This is a genomic window from Veillonella parvula, assembly GCF_032577575.1.
Taxonomy (GTDB): domain Bacteria; phylum Bacillota; class Negativicutes; order Veillonellales; family Veillonellaceae; genus Veillonella.
In genome coordinates this window covers 14,700-34,041 of sequence record NZ_JAWFVO010000004.1, presented here as the reverse complement: position 1 = coordinate 34,041, position 19,342 = coordinate 14,700, and the positions used below count along the sequence as shown (strand labels likewise).

Sequence of the window (19,342 nt, the reverse complement as noted above, 5' to 3'; positions counted from 1 at the left end):
TATGACCTCAGAAGCAAAAAAAGTACTTGTAATTGGTTCTGGTCCAATTATTATCGGTCAAGCTGCAGAGTTTGATTATGCTGGTACACAAGCATGCCGTTCCCTTCGAGAAGAGGGTTATAAAGTAGTATTGGTTAACTCCAACCCTGCTACTATTATGACTGATACAGATATTGCAGACCGCGTATATGTAGAACCGATTAGTCTTGAATTCGTAACAGAAGTTATAAAAAAAGAACGCCCTTGGGGCTTGTTGGCTACATTAGGTGGTCAAGTAGGTCTTAATATGGCGGTACAATTGTCTGAAGCTGGCGTATTAGAAGAATATGGTGTAAAACTTCTTGGTACAACTCTTGAAGCCATTAAACAAGCGGAAGACCGTGAGCTTTTCAAAGAAGCGATGAAGGAAATCAACCAACCGGTTCCTGAATCCGATATCTTTAACGATCTTGAAGAAGCAGTAGCCTTTGCTAATCGTATTGGGTATCCTATTATCATCCGTCCTGCATACACATTAGGCGGTACTGGTGGAGGTATTGCCCATAATGAAGATGAAATGTATGAAATCACACGTCGTGGTTTGAAACTTTCACCAATTCACCAAATTCTAGCAGAACGTTCCGTTGCAGGCTGGAAAGAGATTGAATACGAAGTAATGCGCGATAGTGCAGATAACTGCATCATCGTATGTAATATGGAAAATATTGACCCTGTTGGTGTGCATACTGGGGATTCTATCGTTGTGGCACCAAGCCAAACCTTGAACGATATTCAATACCAAATGCTGCGTACCGCATCTGTAGAGATTATCCGTTATTTAAAAATCGAAGGCGGTTGTAACGTACAATACGCTTTGAATCCAAATAGCAACGAATATATTGTTATCGAAGTAAACCCTCGCGTATCTCGTTCCTCTGCATTGGCATCTAAAGCAACTGGGTACCCAATTGCGAAGGTAGCAGCAAAAATTGCAGTAGGCATGACATTGGATCAAATTACAAATGCTGTAACCGGTGAAACTAAAGCATGCTTTGAGCCGACTCTTGACTATGTAGTAACTAAGTTCCCACGCTGGCCTTTTGAAAAATTCAACTTGGCAGATCGTACCTTGGGCACACAAATGAAAGCCACTGGCGAAGTTATGGCTATTGACCGTTCTTTGGAAGGCTCCTTACTTAAAGCAATTCGTTCCTTGGAAATTGGTTTAGACCATATTGAGCTTAAGAAAATCGCTCATGAGTCTATGGAACAATTGATCGAACGTTTACATTTAGTAGATGATGAACGTATCTATGTTGTAGCAGAAGCACTTCGCAAGGGAATCAGTGTAGAAAAAATCCACTATATTACAAAAATTGATACATTCTTTATTGAAAAAATCAAAAACATTGTTACTGTGGAAAAAGCATTGGCTGAGCAAGGTTTAACAGAGGATGTATTGCGCAAAGCAAAACGTTATTCCTTCACTGATTCTGTTATCGCTCGTTATGCTAATACAACTGTAGAAGATGTTCGTGCAAAACGTAAAGAATGGAATATTCTTCCAACATATAAATACGTAGATACATGTGCGGCTGAATTTGAATCTAAAACACCGTACTATTACAGTGCTTATGCACAAGAAGACGAAGTTAGACCACTAGGCGAAAAATCCGTAGTGGTACTTGGTTCTGGCCCGATTCGTATTGGTCAAGGCGTAGAGTTCGATTACTGCTCCGTACATTCCTCATGGGCCCTTCGTAAAGCGGGTTATCAATCTATTATGATTAATAACAACCCAGAAACAGTGTCTACTGACTTTGATATTTCTGACTCTTTATACTTTGAGCCATTGACTGTGGACGATGTAATGGAAATTATCAATAAAGAACAGCCAGCTGGCGTCATTGCTCAATTTGGTGGTCAAACGGCTATCAATTTGGCAGGCCCATTGGCAGAACGTGGCGTCAAAATCCTCGGTACATCCGTAGATAGCATCGATATGGCGGAAGACCGTGAACGCTTTGATGAATTGTTGGCGAAGCTTGGTATCCCTCGCCCAGTAGGTGCTTTGGTAACCTCTGATGAAGAAGCACAAGAAGCAGCTAAAAAGTTGAAATACCCGTTAATCGTTCGCCCTTCTTATGTATTGGGCGGTCGTGCGATGGAAATCGTATACAACGATAAAGAGCTTGATGTATACATGAAGGAAGCCGTAGTAGCATCTAAGGAGCATCCTGTTCTTATCGACCGTTACATGGTTGGTATGGAGGTAGAGGTTGACGCTATTTCTGACGGTACCGATGTATGTATCCCTGGTATTATGGAACAAATCGAACGCGCCGGTGTTCACTCTGGTGACTCCATGGCTGTTTATCCAGCTCAACATTTGAGCCAAGAATTGATTGATCAAATCGTTGATTATACACGTCGTATTGCAGTAGGCCTTAATGTTAAAGGTGTACTTAATATTCAATATATCGTGGCTGATGGTGAACTTAACGTTATCGAAGTTAACCCTCGTTCTAGCCGTACTGTACCATTCATTTCTAAGGTTACAGGTATCAATATGGTAGAATGTGCAACACGCATTGCCCTTGGTGAAAGCTTAAAAGACTTAAGCTTACCACTTGGTCTTGTACCTAATAAACCATATGTAGCTGTAAAAGCACCTGTATTCTCCTTCTCTAAAATGGGCCTTGTAGAAATCGCTCTTGGACCTGAAATGAAGTCTACTGGTGAGGTTATGGGGATTGGTCGCACATATTCTGAAGCTTTATTCAAAGCTATCAATGGTGCCAACATGCGTATCCCAGAGGATGGTACAATCCTTATGACTGTTGCAGACCGCGATAAAGAGGAAGCTAGTCAATTAGCAAAAGGCTTTATTGATTTGGGTTATCACATTGAAGCAACTGGTGGTACTGGTAAATACTTCAAGGAACATGGCGTTGACTGCAAGGTAGTTAACAAAATCTCTGAAGGCGATGATAACTGTGCTGACCACATTCGTCAAGACAAAGTCGATCTTGTACTTAATACATTGACTGCAGGTAAACGACCTGAACGCGAAGGCTTCCAATTGCGTCGTCTTGCTGTAGAAATGGGTACACCATGCTTAACAAGTCTCGATACAGCACGGGAAGTATTGCGTGTTGTGGCGAATCGTAAAGATGATGCGAACTACACTGTAGAAGCATTACAAGATTTTGAATTGGAGTAAAATCATGAGTGGCTATGTAGAACAGGGCGAAGTCGTTCGCAATGAGCAAATAGGCTCTGATGTGTGGATTATGGATGTTCACGCACCAAAACAAGCAGCAGAAGCAAAGGTAGGACAGTTTTGTAATGTTCGCGTAGCGGATTCTACGGCACCATTGTTGCGCCGCCCTATTAGCTATGCTGGATTTGATGCCCGAAAGGGTACGATTACCCTTTTGTATCGCGTCGTAGGCAAGGGGACTGAAATTATGACACGTCTCGTGCCTGGTGATACATTAGATTGTTTAGGTCCTTTGGGCGAACCGTTTGTAACATCTAATAATATGCTTCTCGTTGGCGGTGGCGTTGGTATTGCACCGATGCTATGTATCGCATCCCATTTGCAAAAAGATGAAGAAGCACAAGTTATTCTTGGTTTTAGAAATGAAAGCGAAACCTTCTGGGCTGATTTATTTAAAGATACGCCTGTTCAAGTCCACATCACTACTGATGATGGTAGCGTAGGTACAAAAGGCTTCCCTACAGCAATCATGCCTGACCTAATTAATGCTAATTCGTTTACCTCTGTTATGACTTGTGGTCCTATGCCTATGATGAAAGGCGTAGCACAAGTGGCTAAAGAACTCAATGTGCCATGCCAAGTATCTTTAGAAGAGCGCATGGGATGTGGTACGGGCGGTTGCTTAGGTTGCGCTTGTGATGGTGCCGGTGGCAAACGTTATAAAGTTTGTAAAGATGGTCCTGTATTCCCAGCTGAGGAGGTGTTCTTTTAATGCGTGAACGCGATTTAAATAACACCGTTACGCCTAATCCAAAGCTCGCCATCGATTACTGCGGGATTAAGATGAAAAATCCTATTATCGCTGCATCTGGTACCTTTGGTAATGGCCCTGAGTATGCTGGTTATTTAGACCTTAGTAATGAAGTAGGTGCTATTTCTGTAAAAGGATTAACACCTAAAGGTCGTCATGGCAATCCTGGTACTCGCATTGCAGAAACACCATCTGGCGTATTGAACTGTATTGGCCTTGAAAATCCTGGGGCTGAACATTTTGTTAAAGAAATTCTGCCGGATATTAAGAAATATGATGTACCTTTATTAGCCAATATGTCTGCGGGCACAATTGATGAGTTTACTTGGATGGCAGAGACGTTATCTGTAGATGGTATTGCAGGATTAGAAGTAAACGTATCTTGCCCAAATGTAGAATGTGAAGGCATGGCCTTTGGTGTAGATCCAAAGGTCGTTGAATCAGTAACTAAAGCGGTTCGTAAGGTAACGGATAAACCTGTTATCGTTAAGCTTTCACCAAATGTAACAGACATTGTAGAAATCGCAAAAGCCGTTGAAGCAGGCGGTGGCAATGGGGTAAGTCTAATTAATACCTTGTTGGGCATGGCTATAGATATTCACCGTCGTAAGCCTGTATTGGGTAATACTTACGGTGGATTATCAGGCCCAGCCGTAAAGCCTGTGGCTCTTCGCATGGTTCATCAAGTTTATAAAGGGGTAACTATTCCTATTATTGGTCTTGGTGGTATCATGACTGGCACAGATGCTATCGAATTTATGATGGCAGGGGCGCAAGCCGTTCAAGTTGGTACAGCTACGATGGTAGATCCAACAGCAATTTCACGTATTACCCGTGAAATGAGCGAATATGTAGAACAATATAATCTTAACAGCATCACTGATATTGTAGGTGCTGTTCATCAAGCTTAATAAAATCATATCTACGGTGAACTTAAGCAACCATAAGCATTGCCGTAATGTAAGATCTGATACAAAAAGACCTAGTACAAATTGTACTAGGTCTTTTCTTATGTATTGTATTGGCATCTATAATCAAATAGGTACCAATCATATGAGCTGTTAATGTCATAGTATGGTAATAGTATGTACAAATATGATTATACATAGGCTTTGTAAAAGTCAATAAATTGCTGTGCTACTGGGGAAAGTGCATGGCCTTTAAGTGTGATAAAAGCTTTTTTGAAATCCCCCGAGAATTCTGGCAATTTGATGCGGGCCATTTTGCGATGATTAATGAGTTCCTTAGCGTCCATTGGGACTAAAGAAACTGTACGACCAGAAGAGGCCCACTCAATAGCTGAGCTTTTTGTTGTAGTTATAGCTACCGCATTAAGTTGCTCCATATCTGTTAAGCTAGATTGCATAATCATTCGAACAGAGCCACCAGAAAGGGATAGAGGACATTTTTTTATGTCTTCCCACGTGATGGTATCATGCTCACGATCTGTCCAGAATACATCACGACGGAAAATAGCGTATAAATGCTCTTCTTGGGTAAGCAGGATATCGAATTTATCGATATCTACCATTTGAATATTGGCGATACCTAATTCGGCGCTACCGTTGATGAGTTGGGTCACTACATTTGTCATAAGTCCTTCATAAATTTCAAAATGGACAGATGGATATTTCATGGAAAAAGCTGGTAAATATTGCTGTACGATTGGCGTTGAACGAGATGCAGACGTCGCAATACGTAAAGTACCTTCAATGCGTGAATTCAATTGTTGTACAGCATTATATGTAGATTCTTCAATAGAGCAGAGTTGTTGTGCTTTTTCGTAGAAGATTTTACCAGCATCTGTTAATTGCAAGTTTGATCCTCGTTGGCCGCGTTTAATGTTGATTAATTGAGCCCCAAATTCAGCCTCTAAATATTTCAACTGCTTACTTAACGCTGGTTGTGTAATATGAAGAATCTCTGCGGCCTGTGTCATATTGCCCGTTTGAACAAGGGTAATAAAATTGTGGTAGTAAGATGTATCCATAGAATCTCCCTATTATACACATAATATGATAAATAAAAATTATAACGAACTAAGTAACGGTCATTTCACATTTAATAAAATGCTATATATACTAAATTCAACAAAGTAATAGAAAGTAAATTGAGTTTTAAAATATCTTTCTATACTTATCACAAATTTTGATATACAACAAGAGTTAAGAAAGTAGGTACTACTATGGGCGTGGTAAAAAGAACCTTAGGTCAAGCAATTCGTAATTGGGAAGCACGTAGATTAATGACGGCTCGTAATAAAATTAGCCGGAAAAAACAATTAGAACGAGTATGGCCTTATCCTATGACTAAGGAAAAACGTCGTGAACTCGGTCAAGGCATAGCCGGTTTAGTTAATAACGGCAATTAAAAGTTTGGAATCTACTAACTAGATTAGTTATCTAGTGGTAGTACCACCTCAATAGAATCTAATACAGTACAAGTAGCAGCTCCATGACTTATGTCTTGGAGCGCTTTTTGTATGCGCTCTACATCAGTAGGTGGTATTAGAATTGTAATGTCTACATATTCACCAAAGCTTGCTTCATAATGTAAATTTTCGTCCTGTAAATATCTTTCTACTGCTCCATACAGCGAATAGTCAATCTTTGCTTGTACTCGGGTTCGTGTTGTATGTAGTTCTTTAGGGGCAAGACGTAAGGTTTCCGCAACAGAGTGTGAATAGGCCCGAATCAAGCCACCAGCGCCCAATTTAATACCTCCAAAATAACGCGTTACGACGACGGCTACATTGGTAATGCCAGTCTTTTTGAGTACTTCTAGCATTGGTTTACCTGCTGTACCTGATGGTTCTCCATTATCGGAAGATCGTTGTTGTTCTTGCTGTGGGCCTAATGCATAGGCTGTACAGTTATGGCGCGCATCCCAGAATTCTTTATTGATGCGGCTTATAAAGGTTTGGGCTTCCTCTTCAGTCTTGCAAGGATATACAGTTGTTATAAACCGTGATTTTTCAACAACATATTCATGGCGAAATTCTTTTGCTAGAGAAATAAATTCCACCGTAGGGCTTATTGATTCAGACATATATTCACCTCCTTTGGAATCAAAGTTTATGTTTATTCATCATCACTTTATTATAATCTATTTATGAAGGCTATGTATAGGTAAAAGAGGTTAATTCCCTTGTAAAAATGAAATAACCCTCTATATTTGGTAGGATATTGACGTAATGAGAATTTATGTTATTATTAAATATAGATATATGAGTAGTTACTCATGAAATATGTTCAATATTGAAGTTTTAGAGTATATTAAACATTCTTAGTGAACCTGTTTATGGCTATTTTATTTACAATAAGGTATATATCATTTTTATAGACCGATGTTTAGACGTATATTTAAGTATATAGATACAAAATATAGTACGGATTTGTAATAATATAGTAAGTTGTAAGATAAGATATATGTATCTACAGAGTAGAAAGGCCTGTGAATATGAGCGTAAAAAAACAAGAATTTGATATTACAGGTATGCACTGTGCAGCCTGTGTAAAACGTGTTGAAAATGTTGTTTCTAAACTTGATGGCGTAGAATCTGTTAAGGTTAACCTCTTAACTCGAAAGGGGAGCGTTGAATATAAAGACGGGGCTGCTGTAGATTCACAACAGATAATTGATGCCATTACGAATATCGGCTTTGGTGCTGCAGAAGCAGACGAAACAAAGCAAGAAATAGAAAAGGTTAACTTAAAACCTCATATTATACGACTTATTATTGCTGCTTGTATGGCGGTACCGATGATGATTAATATGACCTTACATCGATTTGGTATTCAGGCATTGCCTGTATGGGTAGAGTTTGTTCTTGCTACTATTGCTCAGTTTGGTCCTGGTCTCATGTTCTATAAGAGCGCCTGGAGTGCAGTGAAAAATGGGGCGCTTACGATGGATGTACTCGTAGTAATGGGCACGACGGTAGCTTATCTATTCAGTATCTATAACTGGCAATTTCACCCTGAATTAGGCCCTCATGGAATATATTTTGAAACCTCTGCGTGGCTCATTACCTTTATCCTTCTTGGTAAACTCTTAGAAGAGATTGCAAAAGGCCGTACCTCCGAAGCACTTCAAAAATTGATTGCCTTACAACCTGCAACGGCTCATGTGTTGCGTGATGGAGAATTTATTGATATCCCTACATCTAAGGTGGTAGCCGGTGATATTTTACAAGTTCGTGCAGGTGAAAAGATCCCCGTTGATGGCACGATTACTGAGGGATATTCCACAGTAGATGAGGCTATGCTGACCGGTGAAAGCTTACCGGTAGAAAAACAAGTTGGTTCTGAAGTTATTGGTGCTACTATAAACCTAAGTGGTGCTTTTACCATGGAAGCCAAGCGTATCGGTTCCGATACGATGTTGTCTCAAATTATCAAGGTTGTAGAAGAGGCACAAACCTCCAAGGCTAGTATTCAACGTATTGCAGATATCGTGGCTCAATATTTTGTACCGACCGTTATTGGCCTTGCTGTTTTGACAGGTCTTGTGTGGTACTTCATTATGGGAGATTCTATTAACGTTGCTCTCATTAATGCAACAGCGGTACTGGTTATCGCATGTCCTTGTGCGCTTGGCCTTGCTACACCAACATCTATCATGGTTGGGTCTGGCCTTGGTGCGGAACACGGTGTGCTCATCAAGAGTGCAGAATATCTTGAAAAAGCGGGTAAACTCGATGCCATTGTTATGGATAAAACCGGTACCCTTACACAGGGTGTATTGGATGTGACGGCTTTCAAAAATTATAATGGTGATGAAAGTACTAATATGTCTATTATGATGGCTCTTGAAAGTGGTACATCTCATCCGATTGCAAAGGCCATGGTTTACTATGGTGAAGATCATGGCTATAAAGGTAAAGCTGTTGAACTTGAAAGTTTTGCTGATGTACCAGGTAAAGGGTTACAAGGTGCATACCAAGGCGTATCCGTACAACTTGGGCACAGTCGTTGGATGAATGAACTAGGTTATGATTTAACAGCGGTTCAAGAAGATATTTTACAATTTGAAGAACAAGGTGCTTCCGTATCTGTTCTAGCTGTAGATGGCGTTGTTAGTGCTTTGTGGGCTGTAGAAGACGAATTACGTCCAGAAACTATTGAGGTTGTAAAAGAGTTACATGCTCAAGGTATTGATGTATGGATGCTTACAGGTGATAATCGTCGAACTGCTCAATATATTGCTAAGCAAGCAGGTATTACTCATGTTATAGCTGAAGTATTGCCTCAAGACAAGGCTAGTAAGGTAAAAGAATTACAAGATAAAGGTCTTGTAGTGGGGATGGTTGGTGACGGTATCAATGATGCTCCTGCTCTCGTTACGGCAGATATTGGTTTTGCTATTGGCAGTGGTACAGATATTGCGGTAGAAGCAGCCGACATCGTCCTTGTACGAAATGATTTACATACCTTGGTACAAGCAGTACGACTCAGCCGTAAGACAATGACCAATATTAAACAAAACCTATTTTGGGCATTGATCTTTAACTGTATTGGCATTCCTTTGGCCGCTATTGGTGCGTTAAATCCTATGATTGCTGGTACAGCGATGGCATTTAGCTCTGTTACAGTTGTAAGTAATTCACTTCGTTTGAAACGAGCTAAAATTTAAGATTATACATATAATTGAATACTATAAAGCACCTATACAGAGGTATAGGTGCTTTATTATATCTACAGACATATAGTTAAGTATATATTTATATCTTATATTGAGACGTGAAATGAATATTTAATTCCTACGATAATGGTGTTTTTAGACGGCTTATGATTTGTTATACTGAATATAGTAATTGATTTAAAAGAGAGGTTCATGATTATGAAATTAAGTACTCGAGACATTGTCTATATTGGTTTTATTGCCGCGTTATGTGCAGTGGCTACTACAATTCGCATTGAAATACCAGGTGGCGCTATGGTTCATTTAGGATCGGCTGCACTCTTTACAACATCTATACTTTTTGGTGGATTATATGGAGGCTTGGGTGCGGCAATTGGATCTGCACTATTTGATCTCTTTGGTGGTCATACACAGTACATCGTATTCTCTTTCTTTATTAAAGGAATTGCAGGACTTATCGTAGGTGGTATGACTGCAGGCTATTTGCCACCCTCTATTACAAAACCAACTGCATCCTTTGGCCGTATTTTAGTAGCCCTTATTATTGGTGCTGTTTGGACCGCTTTTGGCTACTTCCTTGCGTGGTGGTTCGTTCTTGAAAGTGCGGTCGTGGCGGCTAGTAAAATTCAATACTCTTTGATTACAAGTGCCGCAGGAATTGTGGTTGCTATTGTATTAACCCCTAAATTACAAACGATAGTGCGCAGATTGTTTACTAAAAATTAATTGCTACAATGTCTTAGCATGTTTTAGTTAGGCACTGCTAAAAAAGCTATAATAATCTGATACATTGATAAATAAACTATCATATCGATAAATACAAAAGCCTTTAGTTGCTAAATTAGTTTAGCGTCTAAAGGCTTTTTGGTTAGGTTATTATTTTATAATTAGTGATTGTATTAGCTATTAAATTATTAGAAATTACAAAGGTCGTTTAAGTTTTCTGCCATTGTAGGGTGTGTGAAGATTTGATTTTTGAAATATGTATATGGAATGTTATTATCCATAGCCATTTTAATTAAGTTAATCAATTCTTCTGCGCCTTGGGAATAGAGTGTAGCGCCCAGGATTAAGTCGTTATCCGCATCCACAACAATTTTAAAGGCGCCTTTTAAATAGTCGTTTACATGTGCTCTAGGCATGGTAGCTACGAGCATTTCTTTCGTTTTAACCGTATATCCTTGGTTGATTGCATCTTCTTCTGTAAGACCTACACGAGAAAGTGGAGGTGTTAAGAAGGTAGTATAAGGAATATTTTTACGATCTTTTAAGGTATACTGGCTGTTACCAGTAAGTGCGCCAAATACGATACGGAAGTCATCAAGAGATATATATGTGAATTGAGGACCACCGTTTACATCACCGACTGCGTATACACCAGGGACGGAGCTTTCACAAGTATCATTAACTACAATAGCACCGCGTTCGTTAGTAGCGATGTCCGTATGTTCTAAACCAATATTAGCCGTATTGGCTTTGCGACCTGTAGCGTATAGAACAGCATCAAAAGTGTAGTTTTGATTATTAGCGGTGATAACTGGTTTGTCTCCATCATTGGATACAGATTCTAATGTTACATTATTAAGAATGGTAATGCCTTGTTCAGTTAAGTACTCGTTAGCTAGTTCTTGAACGATAGGTTCTTCGCGTTTTAAGATGCTAGATTCGATGTTGAATACAGTTACCTTAGCACCAAGTTTTGCATATAGGCTGGCAAATTCAAGACCGATAGGACCAGCGCCGATAACACCTAATGTACTAGGTTGAGTAGGTAATTGTTGAATTTCTGTACTATTATAGAAACCTATAGCCGTATCAATGCCAGAAATATTAGGTTTAATCGCTACAGCACCAGTGTTTATAACGATAGTGTCAGCAGATAATATAATCTTATCCTCGCCAGCGGTAACGGCGATTTCTTTATTGCTAATAAATGCACCATGCCCAGTATAGACATCGACATGTTCATTTGTATCTAACATACCGAAGTTTTTATTGCGTAAGCGAGATGTAACAACTTCACGTTGGTTTAATACTTGATCGTATGATAAGCCTTTTGATGCGGCAATGATCATCGTCTTAGTAGGGATACATGCGATATTAATACATGTACCACCGTACATTAGAGGATTTTCTTCAATCATGGCTACAGATTTGCCCATAGAGCCAAATTTTGCGGCTAAGGTTTTACCAGCTTTGCCGAAACCTAAGACGATAATGTCATATTGTTTGGTATTCATACAATACCTCCTATCTTTTATATTGAAAATATTAGATATTGATATTATAGCATATTATTATAAATATAAAAGTAGAAATTAGAATTAATTAGCATTGATTATGAATTAAATTTGTCTAGAATGATTATGTTAAGGTAGTCAATTAGTTTATTGGTTTTTTGTTAAAGGGGATGAGATAGCTTGTATATCTGTGATTATATCAATAAATTAAGTGTGTTAAGTATTTCTACTTGACACATTTCTTTATGTACGGTAGTATATGTAAAGTAATATGACTTGACAGTGATGGAGGTGGCGAAATGGAAGAACGAGTGCTCATAAGTTTGCTCTTAGATTTCTATGGGCCATTGTTGACGGACAAGCAACGCATGTCCTTACAACTTCACCACGAAGATGATATGTCCCTTGGCGAGATTGCTGAGGAATTAGGCGTATCACGACAGGCTGTACACGATAATTTACAGCGTGCTCGACACATTTTAAATGATTACGAATCAAAATTGCACTTGGTGGCACAATATGAACAACGGGAAGGCTTGCTTTCACAGTTGAAAGCAACATTGCCTAAAGAGGTATTGGCCGAAACTAAGGTGCAACAAGTATTGGCGCAAATGGAGGGATATTATGGCATTTGATAGCTTGTCAGAAAAACTGCAAGAAGCCTTTCAATCCTTAAAGGGGAAGGGCAAAATTACAGAAGATGATGTCAATCTTGCGTTGCGTCAGGTACGTACGGCTCTATTAGAAGCGGACGTTAATTTTATGGTAGCGAAGGACTTTGTTAAGTCCATTAAGGAAAAGGCCCTCGGTGAAGAGGTGTTCGGTTCCTTGAATCCAGCTCAAACGGTTATTAAAATCGTAAATGATGAGTTAACGGCTCTCTTAGGTGGTACACAAAGTCGTATCATGATTTCTAGCAAGCCACCAACAATTATTATGCTCGTTGGTTTGCAAGGTGCTGGTAAAACCACGACAGCTGGTAAACTAGCTGTATACTTACGCAAACAAGGTAAACGTCCGATGCTTGTCGCTGCCGACGTATATCGTCCAGCTGCGATTACTCAGTTGCAAGTTGTAGGTAAGCAAATTGATATTCCAGTATTTTCGGATGAAACACCTGGTGCAAATCCAGTAGATATTGCGCGTCGTGCCGTAGAGCAAAGCACGCATATGTTGAAAGATGTTGTTATTATCGATACAGCAGGTCGTTTGGCAATTGATGAAGTCCTCATGGATGAGTTGTCCAATATCAAAGCTGCTGTTCGACCTCATGAAATTCTACTCGTTGTAGATTCTATGATCGGTCAAGATGCGGTAACAACAGCGCAAACATTTAATGAAAAATTAGGTGTTGATGGTGTTATCCTTACTAAACTCGATGGTGATGCGCGTGGTGGTGCCGCATTGTCTATCAAAGCCGTAACAGGGTTGCCAATCAAGTTCACTGGTGTGAGCGAAAAAATGGATGGTTTTGATGTATTCTATCCAGACCGCATGGCTTCTCGTATCCTAGATTTGGGCGACTTTAAAACATTGATTGAAAATGTTCAAGGTGCCATCGATGAAGAAGAAGCTCGTGAAATGGCTAAGAAAATGGCGAAAAATAATTTCACCTTGGATGATTTCTTAAAACAGATGAACCAGGTGAGAAAGTTAGGGCCATTACAAAATATTATTGGCATGTTGCCAGGCATGGGGCAAGTTAAGGATCAATTAAAAGACCTTGATTTGAATAGTAAAGAGGTGCGTCGTATTGAGGCTATCATTACATCCATGACGGCGGCAGAGCGAGAAAATCCAAGTATTCTTAATGGTTCTCGCCGCAAGCGTATTGCATTAGGTTCTGGTACACAGGTACAAGATGTAAATCGCTTGTTGAAACAATTTGAAGAAGCGCGGAAGATGATGAAGCGCATGCAAGGTTTACGTGGCGGTAAGGGCGGCTTCCCTGGAATGCCTAAATTGCCGTTTATGTAATACATGGGCAGGGGCGCTGAACTTGTCCATCCACATCAGTATAAGGAGGTGAATTTCACAATGTTAAAAATTCGTTTGACTCGTTTAGGTGCTAAAAAAGCTCCTTTCTACCGTATCGTAGTTGCTGACGCACGTGCTCCACGTGAAGGTCGTCCTGTTGACACAATTGGTCAATATGATGCTACTAAACAACCAGCTATCGTTAATGTAGACGAAGAAAAAGCTTTGGCTTGGTTAGCTAAAGGTGCTCAGCCTACTGACACTGTTCGCTCCTTGTTCAAAAAACAAGGCGTTATGCAAAAATTTGCAGACGCTAAAAAGTAATTAATAGAGAGGCATACTGTGATGATAGAATTAATTTCATTAATTGCGAAATCATTAGTGAAGCAGCCTGATGCCGTTTCTGTTACCATGGTCCAAAAGGGGAATGTGGAAGTTTATGAACTTCATGTAGCTCCAGAGGATATGGGTAAAGTCATCGGAAAGCAAGGTAGAATTGCTAAAGCGATTCGCTCTGTGGTGAAAGCGGCGGCTATTAAAGAGAACAAAAAGATATCTGTTGATATTGTTTAAAAGGGAGTATTCCAATGGAAGAAATGACATTACGTGTCCCTGTAGCAGTAAAAGCAAAAGTAACAGATGACTTGAAAGCGAAAATTGTTTCTGATCTTGAAACTCGCCTTGATATGGTGAATAAAGATTTGGAAGCAATTGAGTTTCAAGCTCAACGTATTTTGGCTGATGCAGCTAAAGTTGATGCTACAAGTCTCACTGCTATTCGTCAACAAATCGACGAAGAAAAAAATAAACGCTTGGCTTTCAAAGAAGAAGTAACAGCTAAATTGAAGGATGCTAAGGAGTTGTCTTTAGGAACTGAAATTCCTCAAGGTACATTAGAGCAAACAGTTACCGTTAAAATCGGGGATAATTTGGATGCCTTGATGGGCGCTGAAATCCTATTAGAAGACGGTAAGATCGTTGCGTTTCGTCAATAATGAAGCATAACGATTTGATCACAATAGGTGTTATCATCGCCCCGCACGGCGTGCGGGGTGATCTTCGTATTATGCCTCAAACCGATTTTCCAGAACGGTTTATGCATATGGATGCCTGTTACATCGATGGTAAAGAATACCACGTTGCATCCGCACGATTTCACAAACAATTTGTATTAGCATCTTTTAAAGAAATTCCTGATCGTAATACGGCTGAATTATTCGGTAAGAAAGAAATTCAAGTGCGCCGTGAAGATTTAGTAGAATTGCCAGAAGGTCGTTATTACATTTTTGATATCATTGGTCTCGAAGTGCAAGATACAAATGGCAATGTGCTTGGTACAGTTACTGATGTATTACAGCCTGGTGCTAATGATGTATATGTGGTCTCCAAAGATGGGGAACCAGATCAATTATTCGCAGCCATTGAAGAGGTCGTTAAAGACATCGATGTGGAAAATAAATTGATGATCGTAGATCCGCCTGAATGGATATAATCCTTTGGGCGGTTTTGTTTTATCTACATATAGGTATATTAGCGTAAAAGTTATATAATATAGCTATATATAGATAATACTAATGGGTTAATGTGAGTTAATAAGTACAGGGGACGGTTTATGCGTATTGATATTGTATCTTTATTTCCAGATTTTTTTGATGCGTTTTTTAATCATTCCATCATAAAACGAGCTATCGAGGCAAAACGTCTATCTGTAGATGTAACGAATCCTCGAGATTTTAGCCATAATAAGCATGGTCAAGTAGATGATACACCATATGGTGGTGGGGCTGGTATGCTCATGATGGCACCTCCTATTTTTGAAGCTGTAGAATCCGTTATTGCTCAATATGATAGTGATATTAATGATACTTATACCACAGATGAGATGTGTGATGAAATGAGTCTTATTGGTAATCCTAATGAAAGTATACGACGTCGTATTATCTTTATGGGACCTACAGGACAGCCTTTCACACAGGAGAAGGCTCGTGAATTGGCTAGCTATGATCAAGTGGTCCTTATTTGTGGTCACTATGAAGGTGTAGATTATCGCGTAGAGAAACATCTTGTAGATGAAACGATTTCTATTGGTGATTATGTATTGACCGGTGGTGAGTTGCCAGCTATGGTAGTTACTGATGCAGTGGCTCGCATGATACCTGGTGTATTAGGTGCGGCTAGTGGGGCACAAGAGGATTCTTTTTATGAGTCACTTTTAGAATGCCCACAATATACAAAACCACCAGAATTTAGAGGTTGGACTGTTCCAGATGTATTGCGTAGTGGTCATCATAAAAATATTGCCGCATGGCGTCAAAAGGAAGCACTAAAAAGAACACGATTATTACGGCCTGACTTATTAGAACGACCATTAACAAAAGAGGAAGTTAAACTGTTAAAAGAAATTGTTGCAGAAGAGTCTAGGCTATGAAATTTAAGTGTTATGATGTTGTAGAGATTCAGGGAAAACGATATGTAGTCGGGGAGGTCATTTCTTATCAAGAGTTTATCGTTGATAAAACAATACGTTATGACCTTAATGATGAAAATTATAAAAAAGAACTGGGTGTTTCCAAAGGAGCTCAGTCTTGGACCGAATATGGTCTTATGCCCGTTAATGGGACGGATAAAAAATGGCTTACCATTGTAAACGGTGAAAAAGAATATTGCACTTTTTCTGAAACAGTTTTACGTTCAACCCCTCCTGCAGGATATAGATTACATGATAAAGGTATAGAACGTGTCGTAGCTGTGGAGGGACAATCGAAGGCTAGAAGTGGCGACGAAGCAGATTATAAAGAATATAGATCAATTAAAAAGGATAAAACCTATGTATTCTTTATTGAGGGCTGGCATGGTGGTTTGACGGACCAAGCTCAAGGTGAGAGGATTCGTTTGTCTGATGTACATCGACGGCGAGATCAGGCTGCTCAAACAGCGAGTAAAAAGATTCGTAATGCAGCTCGCAGAAAAGAATGGACACGATTGGGTCTGAGTTGGGGAATCATTTTATTCTTTTTGGGATATTTGTTTATAGGAGATATGTCTTGGCATGAATTGCGTGATGAAGTAGGATTCCCATATACCATGGAAGAGCGCATTAAAGATTCCTATTATTATGAACCGCAAGGTACAAAAGACGGTTTGATGGTATATACGTCAAAGCAAGATCCAAATGCAACGGCTATCGATCTTATCGATGCTGTGTATGGCAAGGTTTATACCATTAAACAAGATACTAAGTCCCCTGAGCAGTGGATTGTCATTTATACGACTAAAGATGTATCTGTTATTAGTGTGGTTAATGGCACTACGTATGTTGAAGTGGGGCAATTAAAAAACTTGTCAGATTCGGAGGATAGGCGTATAGCGACTATTAGAAATGACAGTGAAATATTGTTACGATATGCGTATATGGTGGAGTTAAAGAATAAGCAGGGTCGTAAGACGTTATCAAATATAATAAAAGATTGATATAGTATTGATTTCAGTTACGAAATCAAACGAAGGAATTTATATGTATGAACCAAGTAAGAATACTGTTTACATAGCCATAGCCTTTACATCTATAGCAGCTCTAGTAGGCGCTTATTCGTATTGGGACGATGTTAGCTATGCTCTATGTGATATGGTCAAACCAGAATTAAATAATGGTGAAGTACGGCTCGTTGATGATGAAGGTAAAAGCTATACCTTGATTAATCACGGTGATGGAAAAGAAACTGCGCTCTATGATGATGCAGAAAAATCTGTTACCTTTCATCGTGATGAGAAAGGCAATATTATATGGGATGCAGGCTTAGCCAGTTTGATTCCAACTTTGGCGGTAGGTTACTATGCGTTCCATGGCTTTTCAGCTCCAACGGCATATATGGATGCACCCAGTATGACCTATCGTGCTACATCGCCACTTACATCTTTTGATGCAAATACAGACGCTAGCAAATCTAATAGTGCAAGAGTGGCTAGGACTATTAATGAGATGACTAGAAATCGTTACAATACTAAAACGAGTAGTCGGGCACATAGAATTGGTGAAAAGTATGGCTTTGGTAGTGTAGGGGCTCGAACTTCGAGCGGTGCCTCTTAATGAAAGGATGAACAATGAAATCCTATATTGATGAGCTTGATAGAAATATATTTAATTTCGTGGAATATGAAGGGTATGATGATCGGTATCCGTCATTGTCTATGCAGGCCTTTTCATCCGACTTTTACGATGAAATTCGTCATGCTTCACGTAGATTATTTCAAATATTTTGTAAAGCTGCAAAAGTATTTCAAATGGCCCCAGATGATTTTGCACGAAACATGGATATGCCAGACAATTTAATTCCTTATTTACATAAGTCGAATGCCTTAGGGTTACCGACGTGGTTATCTCGCTTTGATTTTGTTCTCGATGTAAATGGCAATTTGCGCATGGTAGAACTTAATGCAGATACGCCGTGTTTTCTTATTGAGAGCTATTATGCCAATGAAGTTGCAGCTAATTATGTAGGACGAAAACATCCTAATAAAGCCTGTCGTGAAGAGTTGCGTATATTTTTAAAGCGTATGTACAATGCCGTATTATCTGCTAAGTATGGTAGAGATGTATATGAGTCTATGATAGCAAATGGAGGTTGCCCATCTAAAGAGGCTTTTGTATTCTCTTGTTTTCATGATTATTTTGAAGATTACGGTACAACACAATTCCTTATGAATGAATTAAAATCGGCCTGTCCTGAGGCTGACACGCGCTTTATATCCTTTTATGATATGAAGATTGATGATAAGGGCATTCCTTTAGCAGATGGTAGTCATGCGACTCTATTGTATCGATTACATCCCATGGAGCTTTTGATTGATGAGCGGACGCCTGATGATGAACCTTTGGGTGAGATGTTTTTAGATCTTTACGAGGAGAATACATTTGCTCTTTTTAATCCTCCAGAGTCAATTATTTTACAAAATAAATCCTTTATGTCCTTAGTATATGCATTGTATTTAACAGATCAATTTTTTACGAAACCAGATCGAGATATAATCGAACAGTATTTGGCACCATCCTATTTTGAAAATGACTTTTCCGCTCTTGATGATGGACTTTATATTCAAAAGGAGATTTGGGGCCGTGAAGGAAGGCATGTACAAGTTGTTCAAAAACGTGGTGATACATCTGAGATTTACATGGAAAAGCTAGTTGATAACTATGATGATATCATCTGTCGCGACAGTAAAAAGGTTATGTATCAAGACTTTATACAGCAGAAACGTTTTACTCATACAGTTGATTGTGGAGAGAAAGATGGATTTTTAACCTTATCCTGTTTTATGCTTGGTGATCAAGCTTCCGCGGTAGGATGCCGTTTTTCTCCAGAAGAGATAGCTGGTACAGAAGCATACTTTGTACCATTATTAATAGAGTAAGCGAAATATTATGAAATTTGTGACCATATAGTATGGGCAAACGAATGATAATAGGTGTAT

Annotated in this window: 19 protein-coding genes; 16 read left to right on the top strand and 3 right to left on the bottom strand. The window is 39.3% G+C overall.

Annotated features, from left to right (window positions below; genetic code table 11):
- The first annotated feature begins 1 nt into the window (after position 1).
- From carB to E7K77_RS08485, 3 genes are read left to right on the top strand one after another with little or no spacing between them, the layout of a single operon-like run.
- Complete coding sequence (gene carB / locus E7K77_RS08495; protein ID WP_008715753.1) at positions 2–3,202, top strand: carbamoyl-phosphate synthase large subunit; 3,201 nt, start codon at positions 2–4, stop codon at positions 3,200–3,202.
- Between the two features lie 4 nt (positions 3,203–3,206).
- A complete protein-coding gene (locus tag E7K77_RS08490; protein ID WP_008715751.1) occupies positions 3,207–3,974 on the top strand; it encodes a dihydroorotate dehydrogenase electron transfer subunit in 768 nt (255 codons plus the stop codon).
- Positions 3,974–4,924: a dihydroorotate dehydrogenase gene (locus E7K77_RS08485; RefSeq protein ID WP_008715749.1), complete on the top strand. Its 951-nt coding sequence runs from the start codon at positions 3,974–3,976 to the stop codon at positions 4,922–4,924. The genes E7K77_RS08490 and E7K77_RS08485 overlap by 1 nt, the downstream gene beginning before the upstream one ends.
- A gap of 188 nt (positions 4,925–5,112) precedes the next feature.
- Here E7K77_RS08485 and E7K77_RS08480 read toward each other — a convergent pair whose 3' ends face one another.
- Positions 5,113–6,003 (bottom strand): LysR family transcriptional regulator, encoded by an 891-nt coding sequence (locus E7K77_RS08480; protein ID WP_004695545.1) that lies wholly within the window; start codon positions 6,001–6,003, stop codon positions 5,113–5,115.
- A gap of 195 nt (positions 6,004–6,198) precedes the next feature.
- Between E7K77_RS08480 and E7K77_RS08475 the strand changes: the two genes are divergently transcribed.
- Positions 6,199–6,384 carry a hypothetical protein gene (locus E7K77_RS08475; protein ID WP_004695548.1) on the top strand — a complete coding sequence of 62 codons (186 nt, stop codon included), beginning with the start codon at positions 6,199–6,201 and terminating at the stop codon, positions 6,382–6,384.
- Positions 6,385–6,407: 23 nt separating this feature from the next.
- On the opposite strand, the gene E7K77_RS08470 is transcribed toward E7K77_RS08475, so the two are convergent.
- Positions 6,408–7,061, bottom strand: a complete 654-nt coding sequence (locus E7K77_RS08470) for a YigZ family protein (protein WP_215675935.1) — start codon at positions 7,059–7,061, stop codon at positions 6,408–6,410.
- Between the two features lie 411 nt (positions 7,062–7,472).
- Here E7K77_RS08470 and E7K77_RS08465 point away from each other — a divergent pair, with 411 nt between their 5' ends.
- Both E7K77_RS08465 and E7K77_RS08460 read left to right on the top strand, forming a co-directional pair.
- Complete coding sequence (locus tag E7K77_RS08465) at positions 7,473–9,647, top strand: heavy metal translocating P-type ATPase (protein ID WP_120055757.1); 2,175 nt, start codon at positions 7,473–7,475, stop codon at positions 9,645–9,647.
- A gap of 207 nt (positions 9,648–9,854) precedes the next feature.
- Positions 9,855–10,382, top strand: coding sequence for an ECF transporter S component (locus E7K77_RS08460; protein WP_008603416.1), 528 nt, complete (start codon positions 9,855–9,857; stop codon positions 10,380–10,382).
- 188 nt (positions 10,383–10,570) lie between these two features.
- Here E7K77_RS08460 and E7K77_RS08455 read toward each other — a convergent pair whose 3' ends face one another.
- Positions 10,571–11,896: an FAD-containing oxidoreductase gene (locus E7K77_RS08455; RefSeq protein WP_060919895.1), complete on the bottom strand. Its 1,326-nt coding sequence runs from the start codon at positions 11,894–11,896 to the stop codon at positions 10,571–10,573.
- A gap of 299 nt (positions 11,897–12,195) precedes the next feature.
- Between E7K77_RS08455 and ylxM the strand changes: the two genes are divergently transcribed.
- The 10 genes from ylxM to E7K77_RS08405 all read left to right on the top strand — a co-directional run bounded on the left by ylxM (position 12,196) and on the right by E7K77_RS08405 (position 19,282).
- Positions 12,196–12,531 (top strand): YlxM family DNA-binding protein, encoded by a 336-nt coding sequence (gene ylxM / locus E7K77_RS08450; RefSeq protein WP_004695559.1) that lies wholly within the window; start codon positions 12,196–12,198, stop codon positions 12,529–12,531.
- Positions 12,521–13,873 (top strand): signal recognition particle protein, encoded by a 1,353-nt coding sequence (ffh, locus tag E7K77_RS08445; RefSeq protein ID WP_004695561.1) that lies wholly within the window; start codon positions 12,521–12,523, stop codon positions 13,871–13,873. Before ylxM ends, ffh begins: the two co-directional genes overlap by 11 nt.
- 60 nt (positions 13,874–13,933) lie before the next feature.
- Positions 13,934–14,197, top strand: coding sequence for a 30S ribosomal protein S16 (rpsP, locus tag E7K77_RS08440; RefSeq protein WP_004695565.1), 264 nt, complete (start codon positions 13,934–13,936; stop codon positions 14,195–14,197).
- A gap of 21 nt (positions 14,198–14,218) precedes the next feature.
- A complete protein-coding gene (locus tag E7K77_RS08435) occupies positions 14,219–14,446 on the top strand; it encodes a KH domain-containing protein (protein WP_004695567.1) in 228 nt (75 codons plus the stop codon).
- A gap of 14 nt (positions 14,447–14,460) precedes the next feature.
- Positions 14,461–14,868, top strand: a complete 408-nt coding sequence (locus tag E7K77_RS08430) for a YlqD family protein (RefSeq protein WP_004695569.1) — start codon at positions 14,461–14,463, stop codon at positions 14,866–14,868.
- Entirely contained in the window at positions 14,868–15,365 is a 498-nt protein-coding gene (rimM, locus tag E7K77_RS08425) for a ribosome maturation factor RimM (RefSeq protein ID WP_004695570.1), read from the top strand. Before E7K77_RS08430 ends, rimM begins: the two co-directional genes overlap by 1 nt.
- A 120-nt stretch (positions 15,366–15,485) precedes the next feature.
- A complete protein-coding gene (gene trmD, locus E7K77_RS08420) occupies positions 15,486–16,301 on the top strand; it encodes a tRNA (guanosine(37)-N1)-methyltransferase TrmD (RefSeq protein WP_221741810.1) in 816 nt (271 codons plus the stop codon).
- Positions 16,298–17,344, top strand: a complete 1,047-nt coding sequence (locus E7K77_RS08415; protein ID WP_012864104.1) for a DUF4178 domain-containing protein — start codon at positions 16,298–16,300, stop codon at positions 17,342–17,344. The genes trmD and E7K77_RS08415 overlap by 4 nt, the downstream gene beginning before the upstream one ends.
- Before the next feature lie 43 nt (positions 17,345–17,387).
- Positions 17,388–17,960: a hypothetical protein gene (locus E7K77_RS08410; RefSeq protein ID WP_004698457.1), complete on the top strand. Its 573-nt coding sequence runs from the start codon at positions 17,388–17,390 to the stop codon at positions 17,958–17,960.
- A gap of 14 nt (positions 17,961–17,974) precedes the next feature.
- On the top strand, positions 17,975–19,282 hold the full coding sequence (locus E7K77_RS08405; RefSeq protein WP_004698474.1) for a glutathionylspermidine synthase family protein: 1,308 nt from the start codon (positions 17,975–17,977) through the stop codon (positions 19,280–19,282).
- Positions 19,283–19,342: the final 60 nt, after the last annotated feature.

Excerpts from the sequence above, each read along its gene's own strand:
- E7K77_RS08455 (WP_060919895.1), bottom strand. The coding sequence starts at position 11,896 with ATGAATACCAAACAATATGACATTATCGTCTTAGGTTTCGGCAAAGCT.
- E7K77_RS08485 (WP_008715749.1), top strand. The coding sequence starts at position 3,974 with ATGCGTGAACGCGATTTAAATAACACCGTTACGCCTAATCCAAAGCTC.
- E7K77_RS08410 (WP_004698457.1), top strand. The coding sequence starts at position 17,388 with ATGTATGAACCAAGTAAGAATACTGTTTACATAGCCATAGCCTTTACA.
- E7K77_RS08490 (WP_008715751.1), top strand. The coding sequence starts at position 3,207 with ATGAGTGGCTATGTAGAACAGGGCGAAGTCGTTCGCAATGAGCAAATA.
- E7K77_RS08470 (WP_215675935.1), bottom strand. The coding sequence starts at position 7,061 with ATGTCTGAATCAATAAGCCCTACGGTGGAATTTATTTCTCTAGCAAAA.
- E7K77_RS08435 (WP_004695567.1), top strand. The coding sequence starts at position 14,219 with ATGATAGAATTAATTTCATTAATTGCGAAATCATTAGTGAAGCAGCCT.
- E7K77_RS08430 (WP_004695569.1), top strand. The coding sequence starts at position 14,461 with ATGGAAGAAATGACATTACGTGTCCCTGTAGCAGTAAAAGCAAAAGTA.
- E7K77_RS08415 (WP_012864104.1), top strand. The coding sequence starts at position 16,298 with ATGAAATTTAAGTGTTATGATGTTGTAGAGATTCAGGGAAAACGATAT.
- ffh (WP_004695561.1), top strand. The coding sequence starts at position 12,521 with ATGGCATTTGATAGCTTGTCAGAAAAACTGCAAGAAGCCTTTCAATCC.
- ylxM (WP_004695559.1), top strand. The coding sequence starts at position 12,196 with ATGGAAGAACGAGTGCTCATAAGTTTGCTCTTAGATTTCTATGGGCCA.
- E7K77_RS08475 (WP_004695548.1), top strand. The coding sequence starts at position 6,199 with ATGGGCGTGGTAAAAAGAACCTTAGGTCAAGCAATTCGTAATTGGGAA.
- carB (WP_008715753.1), top strand. The coding sequence starts at position 2 with ATGACCTCAGAAGCAAAAAAAGTACTTGTAATTGGTTCTGGTCCAATT.
- trmD (WP_221741810.1), top strand. The coding sequence starts at position 15,486 with ATGCGTATTGATATTGTATCTTTATTTCCAGATTTTTTTGATGCGTTT.
- E7K77_RS08460 (WP_008603416.1), top strand. The coding sequence starts at position 9,855 with ATGAAATTAAGTACTCGAGACATTGTCTATATTGGTTTTATTGCCGCG.
- rpsP (WP_004695565.1), top strand. The coding sequence starts at position 13,934 with ATGTTAAAAATTCGTTTGACTCGTTTAGGTGCTAAAAAAGCTCCTTTC.
- E7K77_RS08480 (WP_004695545.1), bottom strand. The coding sequence starts at position 6,003 with ATGGATACATCTTACTACCACAATTTTATTACCCTTGTTCAAACGGGC.
- rimM (WP_004695570.1), top strand. The coding sequence starts at position 14,868 with ATGAAGCATAACGATTTGATCACAATAGGTGTTATCATCGCCCCGCAC.
- E7K77_RS08405 (WP_004698474.1), top strand. The coding sequence starts at position 17,975 with ATGAAATCCTATATTGATGAGCTTGATAGAAATATATTTAATTTCGTG.
- E7K77_RS08465 (WP_120055757.1), top strand. The coding sequence starts at position 7,473 with ATGAGCGTAAAAAAACAAGAATTTGATATTACAGGTATGCACTGTGCA.